Origin of the sequence: Corynebacterium suranareeae (assembly GCF_002355155.1) — a bacterium.
GTDB lineage: Bacteria > Actinomycetota > Actinomycetes > Mycobacteriales > Mycobacteriaceae > Corynebacterium > Corynebacterium suranareeae.
The window spans coordinates 3,231,633-3,243,978 of the sequence record NZ_AP017369.1 but is presented as its reverse complement, the minus strand read 5'-3'; the positions used below and the strand labels follow the sequence as shown (position 1 = coordinate 3,243,978).

Genomic DNA, 12,346 nt, shown 5'->3' with positions numbered 1-12,346 from the left:
CTATACAGCCTTTTGTCGGGTGAGAATCCACAGCAGGTAGAAGCCGCCGATCACTCCGGTGGTAAGTCCTACTGGGACGGCGTAGCTGGTGGGCAGGTTGCGGGAAATCATGTCGGCGGCAAGCAAGAGCACTGCGCCAAAAAGTCCAGAGCATATTACTTGGACTCGGGCCGCGGCGGTGATGCGGGAAACAATTTGCGGCGCGGCTAAGGCAATAAACGCGATGGGCCCGGCTGCAGCCACGGCAACAGAGGTGAGCAATACACCTAGAACCATGACGATTAAGCGGAGCTGTTCCGTATTGATTCCTAATTGTTTAGCCTGGTCATCACCCATTTCAAGAATGTTGAGAGGCCTGCTGTAATAGATCAACAGCGGCAGGCAGATTATTAGCGCGATCAGTGCTGGATATACGTCTTGCCATTCGCGTGCGTTGAGTGAACCGGACAGCCAAATGCGAGCTTTCACCGCTAGATCCAAATCGCCCCACGCAAGCAGCAATGTGTTCAGCGCGGATAACATGGCTGATACGCCAATGCCGATGAGCACGAGCCGGTAGCCACCGGTGGTACCCCGATTCCGCGAAAGCAGATAAACAATTACCGCGGTGATCACGCCGAATATAACAGCTGACAGCGCGGTTGCTGCGGCACCTTTGTTGTAAAGCACGATTTGCAACACCGCGCCGGTCGCCGCGCCGGTGGTAAATCCGATGACATCGGGCGAGCCAAGTGCGTTCCTAGATATTGATTGGAACACTGAACCTGCAGCTCCGAGCGCCATTCCGACGGCAATCGCTGCTACCGCACGGGGCAGGCGGATGCTCCAAATCACCAGCTCAGTTTTGTCCTCGCCGCGCAGCGCCAGCGCTGAAAGCACGTCAGAAAGGCTGTAATTGATGGTGCCACTGGCCACGGAATAGGCGGCCAGCACCGCCGCAGCCAGCAGCAGGGAAAGTGCCAAAAAAGCAGTTCGCTTTTCGACGCCTACCTGCACCCTTCCCAAGGCCACACGCATGGTCATAGTCCCGAGACCTTTCCTTTTCTAACAAGCCAGATGAAAAAGGGCGCACCAATAAACGCCGTCATAATGCCCGCACCAATTTCAGCGGGGAAGATGATGATTCGGCCGATAATATCTGCGCTTAAAAGAACCACCCCGGCAATGACCGCAGAATAAGGCAGCAGCCATTTATGGTCAGGACCTGCCAATGTGCGGGCAATATGTGGGGCTGCTAATCCCACAAAACCAATGGGGCCAACCGCAGCGGTGGCACCGCCAGCAAGGATCAAGATTCCCACATTGGTAAGCAACCAGGTGCGCTGGATATTAACTCCCAAAGAAGTGGCCAGATCTTGGCCCAAAGTAACGGAGTTAAGTGGTCCAGAAAGATACGCGCAGATCAACGCACCAATAAGAAAAGACACACTAACTGCCGGGAGTGATTCCCATCCGCGCCCATCGAGCGATCCTGTTGCCCAGGCCCGAAGAGCAGTAAACACTCTATCGGTGGAGCTTAAAACCAACATCGTGGTGATGGAGGAAACCATGATCGACAATCCGGCACCAGCAAGAACAAGACGCACCGGATTGACTCCAGTTTCACCAGATCGCCCCAGACGATGAACCAACACTGAGGCAACACCGGCGCCGATAAACGCAAACCAAATATAGATGTTGATCGAACTGGTGGAAAAGAATGACAAACCAATCACCACACCGGCAGCTGCACCAGCATTAACACCTAAAGTGCCAGGTTCAGCAAGTGCATTTCGGGTCAGTGATTGCATCAAAGCGCCGGCTAAACCAAGTGCTGCTCCGGCAACGACGGCGATGATTGTGCGAGGAATTCTTAGCTCTCGGAGCACCAAGTGATCATTGTTGGTGGGATCAAAACTAGTTAAACCATCGATGACAACTGAAGGCGCAATGATCCGAGAGCCAATAAAAAGACTCGCAGCCATCAGGGGCAAGATGGCTAAAGCAAGAACGATAAGCAATGGCAAACGCCACCTGAAAGATACCTTGCCGGATACAGGTGGCGTTTTAGTTTTAGTCAATGTCACTTTAGTTGCCCAGAGCGTCAACCACGGTGTCGACGATCAAGCGGCCAGAGTATGGATCTACACGGAATGAGGTTTCACCAAGGCCGTACACTGCATCGTTTTGAACTGCAGGAAGGTTGGCCAAGGTGGCATCTGCCTTAAGAGCTTCTGCATCTTCATCAGTGCCGGTCAGGATGAAGATCGCATCACCTGTTGCTGCTTGGGTGAGGTTTTCGTAGGTAACAAACGCGAAGTCTTGGCGAGCCTGTGCAGAGGTGTCCAAATCAGCTGGTGCTTCTACAACATCGATTCCTAAGTTTGCGAAGATCTCACCGTGAGATCCACCCTTCTTGGCAACACCTTGTGATTCACCAGGGCCGTTGTAGGAAATGATTGATACTCCACCTTCAGGTGCGGTGATCTTTGTGGCTGCATCTGCAACGTATGAATTGAACTCATCGACGGCTGCTTCAGCTTCTTCTTCAAGACCAAGAGCCTCGCCCAGTTCAGTTGCGAGATCCTGCCAGGACTGCTTGGAGTAGTCCACTGCGATGGTGGGGAACTGTGCGGAGATCTGCTCGTATTCATCTGCAACAGAGTCAGCACCAGAAATAGACACAATCACCAGATCCGGGTCCTGAGCGATGAGGGATTCCATATCGAACTGCAGGCCTGGGTAGAGGACTTCAACTCCTGCTTCTTCAGCTTCATCAGACCACTGGGAGAAAAATCCCTGATCATCGGTGACATCACTTGGGGTGGTTGCTGCTGATGCAATCACGGGGGCATCGATTGCCAGCAACGTTCCGGTTACTGACAGTGCGGTGTTTGCAATGCGCTCAGGCTTTGCTTCGATCACAGTTTCGCCTAATTCGTGAGTGATGGTGCGTGGCCATTCACCTGAATTTTCAGATGAGGCAGAGTCTGTGGAAGATGCGGCTGGGGATGATTCTGATGTCGCAGAATCATCGTTTGAGCAGGCAGCTGCTGTTAAAGCGAGTGATCCAGCAGTGATGGCAGCAAGGAACTTCTTGGTTAATGTACGCACACGTACTCCCGTGTTTAGGTTTGCCTAATTAATGACGCAGGTAGAATACCAGCCACGCCTAAGGTTAGGCAAGCCTCAAATTCAAGTGCATGGTATTTAGTGACTTGCATCACGTTCCTTGCTTTTCTTTAATTTGCTCATACATAATGTGGGCAATGCTTTCTGGTAAACGGAAAAGCCAAGGATTGTAACCCGCAAGGGGCAAGACCTGAAACACAAGACGATGTACGTCGTCTCGCGTTTCAGGTCTTTTGTCGTTTTCGGGTAGATGCACACGAGTTTTCTCACACGAACAAGGACAATAACGATGGCAACGAAAACAGACTTTGGCCCCTTGGTGGCTGATGTTGTTTCTGCTTTGGGAGGAGCAGACAATGTCCGCAGCGTCACTCACTGCGCCACCAGGCTGCGCTTCAAAATCAAAGATTCAGACAAGGCTGATATCGCCCAAGTCAGCAAGATTAGTGGTGTGATCACTGCCATTAATTCTGGTGGACAGCACCAAGTGGTGATCGGCAATGATGTTCCACTGGCGTACCAGGCACTGATGAATGTTCCAGGAATGCGGGCTAAAGGTGTCAAAGATGGTGACACAGAAGTAGAAGACGATGGTGGATCAGAGGATAAGAACTTACTCAACAAGTTCATCGATCTGATTTCTGCGCTGTTTTCCCCCATCGTGTGGGCCTTGGCTGGTATTGGTTTGGGTAAAGCAGGTCTCACACTGGCCACTACCGTCGGGGTTTTAGATACCGAGTCCAGCACGTACGTTATCTTCAACGCGATGTTTGATGGGCTGTTCCACTTCCTGCCGTTCTTCCTCGCAGTGACTGCAGCAAAGCGATTCAAGGTTAATCAGTTTATTGCGCTCGCTATCGTCGCAGCGCTGCTTTACCCATCCATGGAAGAACTTGTTGGAGCTGAAGGCGTAACATTCCTCGGTTTGCCACTGACCATGATGTCTTATGCCTCTTCGGTGATTCCGGTCATTGTTGCCGTGTGGGTTGCAGGTTATCTGCAGCGCTGGTTGGAAAAGGTGCTGCCTGGCGCAATCCGTAACTTCTTCACGCCACTGATTGTGGTGTTGGTGATGGTTCCATTGGTGCTGTTTACCATTGGCCCAGTCACCATCGGAGCAGCTAACGCATTATCGGCAGGAATTGGGTTCCTTTTTGAAACAGTGCCATGGTTGGCCGGTGGTCTCATGGGTGCATTCTGGCAGGTATTCGTTATGTTCGGTCTGCACTGGGGATTGGTTCCGGTGATGATCAATGACATCGCAACTCAAGGATTTAGCTACATGATGGCCCCACTGATGGCTGCAATTTTCGGTCAAGTCGGTGCGGCCCTAGCGGTGTGGATCAGATCCAAAGACGCTGAGATGAAAAAGGTTGCTGGCCCCGGTGTGCTGTCTGGTTTCTTCGCTGGTGTCACCGAGCCAATTATTTACGGTGTGAACTTGCCGCTGAAATACCCCTTCTATGCAGGTGCTATCGCTGGTGGTATTGGCGGAGTCATCATCGCAGTTGGTGGAAATGCTTTTGATGCCTTTGTTTTCCCCTCGGCGATGGCGTTTGCTGCAACATTAAGTATTGGTAGCTTTGTGGCGCAGTTGATTGGTTCGGCAACAGCACTCATCTTGGGATTTGTCATCACTGTGGTGATGTTCCGAAAGGAACAAAACGTCGATAAGCAAGAAACCGACCCAACCCCAAACGTGGCTGCAGCAGTTAGTGGCACCTACGTGCCGCTGTCAGAGATTCCGGACAAGGTGTTTTCTTCGGGAGCCATGGGCGATGGATTTGGCATCGTGCCTGATAGCGGTGAGATTGTTTCGCCGGTGGAAGGCCAGCTGATTGCCGTGCAAAAATCTGGTCACGCATATGGCATTCGTGGGGATAATGGGATTGAAGTGCTAGTGCACGTTGGTATCGATACCGTCAAAATGGCAGGTGAGGGCTTTGATGTCATGGTTGCGCGGGGTGATCACGTGAAAGTTGGGCAGCCGTTGGCCAAGGTCAATCTAGATGCGGTTGCACAAGCTGGTTTTGATCCAACCACTGCGGTGATCGTGACCAACTCGAAGAAACTTGAAGGTCTGACATTCACTGACGTTGAAGGACATATCGACGCAGGAGATGTGGTGATGCGTATGGAATCTTAAAAAGTTTTTCAGCGCCAAAAGCACCCACCACACCATACACATTTTAAGGAGTTTTGAACCACAATGACCTCATTCCCACAAGGATTCCTCTGGGGTGGCGCGACCGCCGCAAACCAGATCGAAGGCGCATACAACGAAGGCGGCAAAGGCTTATCCATCCAAGATGTCATGCCAGGTGGTGCAATTAAACCATCAACGCAAGGCCCAACTGACGATAATCTCAAGCTCAAGGCCATTGATTTCTACAACAACTACGTTGAAGACATCGCGCTTTTTGCAGAGATGGGCTTTAAAACCTTCCGCTTCTCCATCGCATGGTCCAGGATTTTCCCCAACGGTGATGAACAGGAACCAAATGAAGAAGGCCTGGCATTTTATGACCGCGTGCTCGATGAACTAGAAAAACACGGCATTGAACCACTGGTCACGCTTAGCCATTATGAAACTCCACTGGGGTTGGCTCGCCAATACGGTGGATGGCGCAGCCGCGAGCTCATTGATTTCTTCGCACATTATGCGCGCACAGTATTTAACCGCTACAAGGGGCGCATCCGCTACTGGCTAACCTTCAATGAGATCAATGCGGTTCTTGCCATGCCATTTACCGCAGGTGGAATTGAAGTACCTCGCTCTGAGCTGAGTGAATCTGAGCTCTACCAGGCCGTTCACCACGAATTGGTGGCGAGTGCCTTGGCAACCAAAATTGCGCATGAGATCGATCCACAAAACCAGATCGGCTGCATGATCATCGCGGTTCCTCGTTATGGAATTACCCCGGACCCACGCGATCAGCTCACCGCGCAGCAGAAATCCCACGAAGATTACGCATTCGGTGATATCCACGTCCGCGGCGAATATCCAGGTTATTTGCTGCGTGAATTCCGCGAGAAGGGCATCACCATCGACATCACGGATGAAGACCGCGAGATCCTAAAAAACACCGTCGATTTCGTTTCCTTCTCCTATTACATGTCCGTGTGCGAAGCTCACGATCCGGAAAACTACACAACCGGTGGCGGCAACATTATCGGCGGAGTGGTCAACCCCACCCTCGAGGCGTCCGAATGGGGTTGGCAAGTTGACCCAATCGGCCTGCGCATCGTGTTAAACAACTATTGGGAGCGCTGGCAGAAACCACTGTTCATCGTCGAAAACGGACTAGGAGCAAAGGACGTGCTTATCGACGGACCCTCCGGCCCAACAGTAAACGACGACTACCGCATCAAATACCTCAACGATCACCTCGTGCAGGTTGGCGAAGCAATCGAAGACGGTGTTGAACTTCTGGGTTACACCACCTGGGGTCCGATCGATTTGGTCTCTGCATCCACAGCACAGATGTCCAAGCGTTATGGTTTCATTTATGTAGACCGCAACGATGATGGCTCAGGTACCTTGAAGCGCTACAAGAAGAAGTCCTTTGATTGGTACCGCGAAGTCATCGCCACCAATGGCGAAAGTCTGGAAGCCTAAGAAATAAGGGGAGGTGTCACCTCGGTGAAAGTGTTGAGAGTGCTCAACAATAATGTTGTGCTCGCCATCAAAGACGGTGCCGAGGTGGTACTGACCGGATGGGGTGTGGGCTTCCAGAAAAAACCTGGTGAAGATGTCGATCAGGGGAAGGTCACACAGGTTTTCGTTCCAGAAAATAACCGCGACGCTGATCATATGGCCAGCCTGCTGGCGGAAGTACCGTTGGAGTACCTAGACCTGTCCACTGAACTGATTGCGTCGGTATCAGCTGAACTTGATTCCCCAGTGGGAAGTGCCACGGTTGTAGCTTTGGCAGATCACCTGCAAATGGCGGTGAAACGCAATGAATTAGAGCCGGAACTTACCTCAAAGCACAACCCCTTAAGTGCTGAAGTTCATCACCTCTACCCTGAAGAAACCAGGCTTGCCGGAGAGATCTTAGAACGCACCAATGACTGGCTGGCGGAAAAAGGGATTAGCCCACTCCCTCCGTCTGAAGTTGTAGCGATCTCATTGCACCTGGTTAACGCAGGTTTCAGGACAGAAGACTTAGCTGAAACCTATGTGATGACCGGTGTTTTTGAGCAACTTTTTGAAGTGATCGACTCCTCTTTTGGCATCACCCTTGACCGCCAATCAGTCAACGCCGCCCGCTTTATCACGCACATGCGGTACTTCTTTGTTCGAGTCCACCACGACGGCCAACTCAACGACGGCATGTCCGTGCTGCGCAACAGTTTGGAGATCTCACATCCCGATTCCATCGCATGCGCTGAACGGCTAAGCCAAATCCTGAGCCTCCGGTTGGGTGCAGAGCTGTCCTCAGACGAACAAACCTACCTCGCACTCCACGTAGCAAGGTTGGCAGAAGATCGGGGAACTAGTTCTGATTAACCAGCTCAAGGCGTGAATCTTTATCAAGATGCGCGCCGAAAGCTGCCTGCCCTGGCTCTAAAATGCGACCATTTTCCAGGGCACCAATATTTAGCGGAACAAAGCCCAAATCCTTGATGATTTCCGCCACCGCGCCCCCGGCATCCTTATGATCAGTGGCGTAAGCAATCGCACGTCCAGTACCGGCATCTTGTTCAATCTCGTGGTAACCAATGTGATTGAAGGACTTCACCACTTTAGCCCCTGCGAAAAACTCTGCGATGATCTCTGAAGTACTGCGCGGATCCTGGTCGATTTCTTCCAACTCGCCATTGACCGGCACCCAGTGATTCATGGTGTCGATGACGACCTTGCCTTCCAAAGTGGCGGGATCAACACTTCGGAATTTGTGTAAAGGTACAGCCAGGAACACGATATCTGCATCTTTAACAGCCCGATCGGCAGTGCAAGGAGTCGCGCCGGGCATAAGGATTTCTGCGGTAAGAGCAATTTTGTCTACAGCACCTGAACCAGCAACCTTCACGTCATAACCTGCAGCAACAGCTGACCTGGCAAGTGATGATCCCACTCGGCCAGCACCGAGGATGGCAATGGATGGCTTGGTCTGTGACATGAAACTTTCCGCCTTTGATTGTTTGTTGTTTAGCCTATCCTGCACAACCAAGTTGTAGCGGAAACTATTTCAGAGTCTGTAGCTGTTTGTGCGGATTCAACATTTTTCTCCCCAAGTCCAGAAAAATGGTGAATCCGCACGTTTTTAAGGCCTAAAAGTGTGCCAATTCAACATTTTCTCGCCCCGACCCGAGAAAAATGGTGAATCCTAACCAACGCACTATTTATCCCGCTTCCAGGGTTTTGCGTTGAAGGCTGTTTCGGCAGCATCAAGTGCTCTGGTGGTGAGCGCATGGGTGCGTTCTTTACGTTGCGCTTTTAGTTCCATATCACGGAGTTTTTCTTTTTCACGCAGTTCCGCCATGCGTCGTCGTTGGAGTTGACGCGGTGTGGGCGCATACCAAGAGGTTGGCCCTACTTTCATGACGTAGAGCAGGATGAACACAATTGGGATTAGAGCTAAAAGTATTGGTGCCAGGGCTGTTGAGCTGGCTAGGGCTGCGGTTCCAGTAATTGAGATAACGGTGGTTAAACCGAGGATGCCGGCGCGTGGGCGTGCGCCTTTTCGGTGAAGTTCGGAGACTTCAGTAGCTGTGTAGGTTTGTTCCGGGCGGTCAACGACGACGATTTCCTGGTTGGGGAGATCAGTGAAAATGGCATTGAGGTCACCGCGGGTTTTGGCGTCGGCGACGGCTTCGCAGCGATCGTCGGTTTCTGTCATGGTGAGTCGGCCTTCTGCGTAGAACTGACCGAGTGCTGCTAGTGCTGCTGATCTTTCTGTGTCGCTGACTCTGATGTTTTTATCGCCTGGAAATTGTTCGCCCATAATTGCCCATTCTAGATTGTTTTAAATTGTTTTAAATCCGGGAGTTCCCTGATCGTGCCAGCGTACATAGCCTATCCACAGTGATCGGCATCATAATCGGGGGTGGAGCGGGGGAAACTGTATTAAATACTCCCATTTCCGTATTAAACCCGGTTATTTCCGTTTTTAATAGCCGTTTTTAATCATGTTCGGTTCGGAAAATTGTAGTCATACTAAAGTTGCATCGCGTTGGCGTCCGCCCCCTTAATTAGTTAGATTAAATCCGTAGAAAAACAAATCACCCGAAGCACGGAAAGGCCAACGCCCGTGATCGTTTCCACTCAGCCCATTACTGATCGCAGCGCACTCTCTGCAGAGCACGCAGAAGTCATCAAAGCAACACTTCCTTTGGTCGGCAGCAAGATTAATGAAATCACCCCGATCTTCTACAAGAAAATGTTCGCTGCACATCCAGAGTTGATTGCTAACACTTTCAACCGTGGCAACCAGAAGCAGGGCGATCAGCAAAAGGCTCTGGCAGCATCCATTGCAACTTTTGCCACCATGTTGGTCAATCCAGATGCTCCGGACCCAGTGCAGTTGCTGTCCCGCATTGGCCACAAGCACGTTTCGCTTGGCATCACCGCTGATCAGTACGACATTGTCCACGAGCACCTGTTCGCAGCAATCGTTGAGGTCCTCGGTGCGGACACTGTCACCCCACCAGTTGCAGAAGCCTGGGATGCTGTCTACTGGATTATGGCAAATGTCCTGATCGGTTTCGAAAACAGCCTCTACGCTTCCAACGATCTCGAGCCAGGCGACGTCTTCCGCGAGGTCACTGTCACTGCAAAGAAGCAGATCAGCGCAACCGTGTGGGAGTACACCCTGCAGGGCGAGCTGGTTTCCCCAGAGCCCGGCCAGTACACCTCCATCGGAGTTAAGCTTGACGACGGCGCCCGCCAGCTGCGCCAGTACAGCTTGCTCGGCGGCTCCGAGACCGAATACCGCATTGCGGTTGAGGATAACGGCGAGGTGTCCGGCTTCCTGCGTGATCGCGTATCCGTTGGTGACAAGATTGAAGCCACCATCGCTGCTGGTGACCTGGTTCTTAACAAGGACACTAACCCAGTTGTGTTGATTTCTCAGGGCATTGGCTCCACCCCAATGGTGGGCATGCTTGCTGGAATGAATCCAGAACGTGACGTTGTGGTGCTGCACGCAGACCAGTCCGAGTCCACCTACGCGCAGGTGGAGGAAGTGCAGGGGCTCGTCGAAAAGCTGCCGAAGGCTGCATTTGAAATCTTCTACCGCGATAATGACCAGTGGCTCGAGGTCGCTGGGCGCATTCCATCAGGTGCATCGGTGTACCTGTGTGGTGGCGTGGAGTTTTTGAAGAATGTCCGTGGCCAGATCGAAGCGTTGGAAGAGCAGCCACGCGATGTGAACTTCGAGCTGTTCTCACCAAACGACTGGCTGATTTCCTAAAGCCACACCCCAGAACTTCCACGGCGATGGCTGCCTACCAAATGGGTATCGACGATCCCTACCGCCTCCATGAGGGCAAACATCGTGGTGGGACCAACGAAGGAAAAACCTTCCTTCTTCAGCGCTTTTGAGAGCGCAACTGATTCCGGCGATTGAGTCGGAATTTCCTCCAGGGTTTCCGGTTGTGGGGTTTTGGCAGGTTTGAAACTCCACACGAAATCCACCAAGCCACCCTTCTCACGCAATTGAAGGGTGGCTTTGGCATTGTTGATGGTGGCCAAAATTTTACGTTTGTTGCGCACAATGCCGGCGTCATTTAACAGGCGTTCGATGTCAGCGTCGGTGAATTTTGCGACTAATTCTGGATTGAACTGAGAGAACGCTGCGCGGAAATTCTCCCGCTTGCGCAAGATGGTTGCCCAGGACAGTCCGGATTGAAAAGCTTCCAGGCTGATTCTTTCGAATAATCCCTGTTCATCGCGAATCGGCATTCCCCACTCGGTGTCGTAATAATCGCGCATTAGGGGATCTTGTGCAGCCCAACTCGGGCGGCTGAGGCCGTCCTCGCCGACAACTAACGCGCTCATGGGTTCTCCTTGGGGCGTCCTGGTTTGGGGATATCCCCAATATTTTTAGGCAATCGACCTGCCTTACGCAATTGTTCCCGGAGCATCATTTCAATTTGTGCATTAGTGCTGCGAGCTTCATCGGCAGCCCACTTCGCGATTGCGTCGTAAACTGCTGGATCAAGGCGCAGTGGCACCTGTTTTCGGGCCATTGTCTTATTGGTAGAGGCTACCGGCGTTGACCATCGGTTGGGCGTTGGTGTCAGAGCACAACACAACGAGGAGGTTAGAGACCATCGCGGCGCGTCGCTCTGGATCCAAATCCACGATTTCACGTTGTTCAAGCTGGTCAAGTGCGGTTTCCACCATGGTGACAGCGCCCTCGACGATCTTTTCGCGGGCATCAACAATCGCGGAAGCCTGCTGGCGCTGCAGCATCGCCTGGGCAATTTCCGGTGCGTAACTCAAAGAAGAGATGCGGGCTTCGACGATTTCAAGACCTGCAACAGCTGCACGTTGTGCCACCTCATCTGCGAGTTCTTCACTGACCTCATCGGTGGCGCCACGCAAGGAAACACGGCCATCAACTGGGGAATCATAAGGATGCTGAGTTGCCACGTGACGAAGTGCGGACTCGGCCTGCTGGTGTAGGAACTCTTCGAAATCCTCCACAGAGAAGCTGGCCTGCGCGGTATCGGCTACCTGCCACACGATAATCGCTGCAATGTTGATGGGGTTGCCGTTGTAGTCATTAACTTTGGCTTCGTTGGTTTCAAAGTTGCGGACCCTCACGGACACTTTCTTTGACACAGACAATGGAGGAACAAAGGACAATCCAGTCCGGCGCAGGGTTCCGATGTATCGTCCAAAGAATTGAACAGTCAGAGTATGTCCAGGGCTTACGACCTTCACAGACGTTATGGTGACCACCAATGCAAAAGTGAAAACGACGATGCTGGCAATCAGTCCCGTAACCGCAAGTGCTCCACCGCCATCGTTTTCTAAAGTGTTGATGGATTGAGCGAAGAAAACTCCACTGGCAATCATGAGCACAATCATTGCGAGCAGTGCGAAAGCTGCTGGACCTGCGCCCAAAGACCACACTTTCTTCTCATTAATACTGACGCGTGCGCCCTCGTGTCCAACTGGTTCTGTGGCGACAGCTCCAGGAGTGCGCTCTTCTATGGTGCTCATGGTGGTGCTCCTTTTAAGTGTGGGGGCTGAAAAGAATGTGATATCAGTTTAACAGAA

General features: G+C 52.0%; 12 protein-coding genes. 4 read left to right on the top strand and 8 right to left on the bottom strand.

The features are described 5' to 3' along the window. Genes N24_RS14895 through fepB form a run of 3 tightly spaced genes read right to left on the bottom strand, consistent with a single transcriptional unit; the run spans position 1 to position 3,093 of the window. A complete protein-coding gene (locus N24_RS14895) occupies positions 1–1,023 on the bottom strand; it encodes a FecCD family ABC transporter permease (RefSeq protein ID WP_096458857.1) in 1,023 nt (340 codons plus the stop codon). Further along, positions 1,020–2,066 (bottom strand): FecCD family ABC transporter permease, encoded by a 1,047-nt coding sequence (locus N24_RS14890; RefSeq protein ID WP_096458854.1) that lies wholly within the window; start codon positions 2,064–2,066, stop codon positions 1,020–1,022. Before N24_RS14890 ends, N24_RS14895 begins: the two co-directional genes overlap by 4 nt. A gap of 1 nt (position 2,067) precedes the next feature. Further along, positions 2,068–3,093, bottom strand: coding sequence for a Fe2+-enterobactin ABC transporter substrate-binding protein (fepB, locus tag N24_RS14885; RefSeq protein ID WP_096458851.1), 1,026 nt, complete (start codon positions 3,091–3,093; stop codon positions 2,068–2,070). Between the two features lie 307 nt (positions 3,094–3,400). Between fepB and N24_RS14880 the strand changes: the two genes are divergently transcribed. The 3 genes from N24_RS14880 (at position 3,401) to N24_RS14870 (ending at position 7,624) form a co-directional block, all read left to right on the top strand. Continuing rightward, on the top strand, positions 3,401–5,257 hold the full coding sequence (locus tag N24_RS14880) for a beta-glucoside-specific PTS transporter subunit IIABC (protein WP_096458848.1): 1,857 nt from the start codon (positions 3,401–3,403) through the stop codon (positions 5,255–5,257). 63 nt (positions 5,258–5,320) lie between these two features. Next, positions 5,321–6,730, top strand: coding sequence for a glycoside hydrolase family 1 protein (locus tag N24_RS14875; protein WP_096458845.1), 1,410 nt, complete (start codon positions 5,321–5,323; stop codon positions 6,728–6,730). Between the two features lie 24 nt (positions 6,731–6,754). After that, the gene (locus N24_RS14870) at positions 6,755–7,624 is read left to right on the top strand and encodes a CAT RNA binding domain-containing protein (RefSeq protein ID WP_096458842.1); all 870 of its coding nucleotides are present in this window, start codon (positions 6,755–6,757) and stop codon (positions 7,622–7,624) included. Here the strand turns inward: N24_RS14870 and N24_RS14865 are convergent. Together N24_RS14865 and N24_RS14860 are read right to left on the bottom strand one after the other, a co-directional pair. Continuing rightward, positions 7,611–8,282 (bottom strand): NADPH-dependent F420 reductase, encoded by a 672-nt coding sequence (locus N24_RS14865; protein WP_408607597.1) that lies wholly within the window; start codon positions 8,280–8,282, stop codon positions 7,611–7,613. The genes N24_RS14870 and N24_RS14865 overlap by 14 nt on opposite strands. A gap of 174 nt (positions 8,283–8,456) precedes the next feature. Further along, positions 8,457–9,062: a DUF1707 SHOCT-like domain-containing protein gene (locus N24_RS14860; protein ID WP_096458836.1), complete on the bottom strand. Its 606-nt coding sequence runs from the start codon at positions 9,060–9,062 to the stop codon at positions 8,457–8,459. Positions 9,063–9,368: 306 nt separating this feature from the next. Here N24_RS14860 and N24_RS14855 point away from each other — a divergent pair, with 306 nt between their 5' ends. Beyond that, on the top strand, positions 9,369–10,529 hold the full coding sequence (locus tag N24_RS14855; RefSeq protein ID WP_096458833.1) for a globin domain-containing protein: 1,161 nt from the start codon (positions 9,369–9,371) through the stop codon (positions 10,527–10,529). Here N24_RS14855 and N24_RS14850 read toward each other — a convergent pair. Genes N24_RS14850 through N24_RS14840 form a run of 3 tightly spaced genes read right to left on the bottom strand, consistent with a single transcriptional unit; the run spans position 10,526 to position 12,289 of the window. After that, positions 10,526–11,116, bottom strand: coding sequence for a DNA-3-methyladenine glycosylase I (locus tag N24_RS14850; RefSeq protein WP_096458830.1), 591 nt, complete (start codon positions 11,114–11,116; stop codon positions 10,526–10,528). The two genes, N24_RS14855 and N24_RS14850, sit on opposite strands and share 4 nt — an antisense overlap. Further along, positions 11,113–11,307, bottom strand: a complete 195-nt coding sequence (locus N24_RS14845) for a hypothetical protein (protein WP_003853492.1) — start codon at positions 11,305–11,307, stop codon at positions 11,113–11,115. Before N24_RS14845 ends, N24_RS14850 begins: the two co-directional genes overlap by 4 nt. Positions 11,308–11,311: 4 nt before the next feature. Beyond that, positions 11,312–12,289, bottom strand: coding sequence for an SPFH domain-containing protein (locus tag N24_RS14840; RefSeq protein ID WP_096458827.1), 978 nt, complete (start codon positions 12,287–12,289; stop codon positions 11,312–11,314). Between the last annotated feature and the right edge of the window lie 57 nt (positions 12,290–12,346).

Bases quoted from the DNA above. Each gene is read 5' to 3' on its own strand.
- N24_RS14895 (WP_096458857.1), bottom strand. From the start codon at position 1,023: ATGACCATGCGTGTGGCCTTGGGAAGGGTGCAGGTAGGCGTCGAAAAG.
- N24_RS14880 (WP_096458848.1), top strand. From the start codon at position 3,401: ATGGCAACGAAAACAGACTTTGGCCCCTTGGTGGCTGATGTTGTTTCT.
- N24_RS14875 (WP_096458845.1), top strand. From the start codon at position 5,321: ATGACCTCATTCCCACAAGGATTCCTCTGGGGTGGCGCGACCGCCGCA.
- N24_RS14860 (WP_096458836.1), bottom strand. From the start codon at position 9,062: ATGGGCGAACAATTTCCAGGCGATAAAAACATCAGAGTCAGCGACACA.
- N24_RS14850 (WP_096458830.1), bottom strand. From the start codon at position 11,116: ATGAGCGCGTTAGTTGTCGGCGAGGACGGCCTCAGCCGCCCGAGTTGG.
- N24_RS14845 (WP_003853492.1), bottom strand. From the start codon at position 11,307: ATGGCCCGAAAACAGGTGCCACTGCGCCTTGATCCAGCAGTTTACGAC.
- N24_RS14840 (WP_096458827.1), bottom strand. From the start codon at position 12,289: ATGAGCACCATAGAAGAGCGCACTCCTGGAGCTGTCGCCACAGAACCA.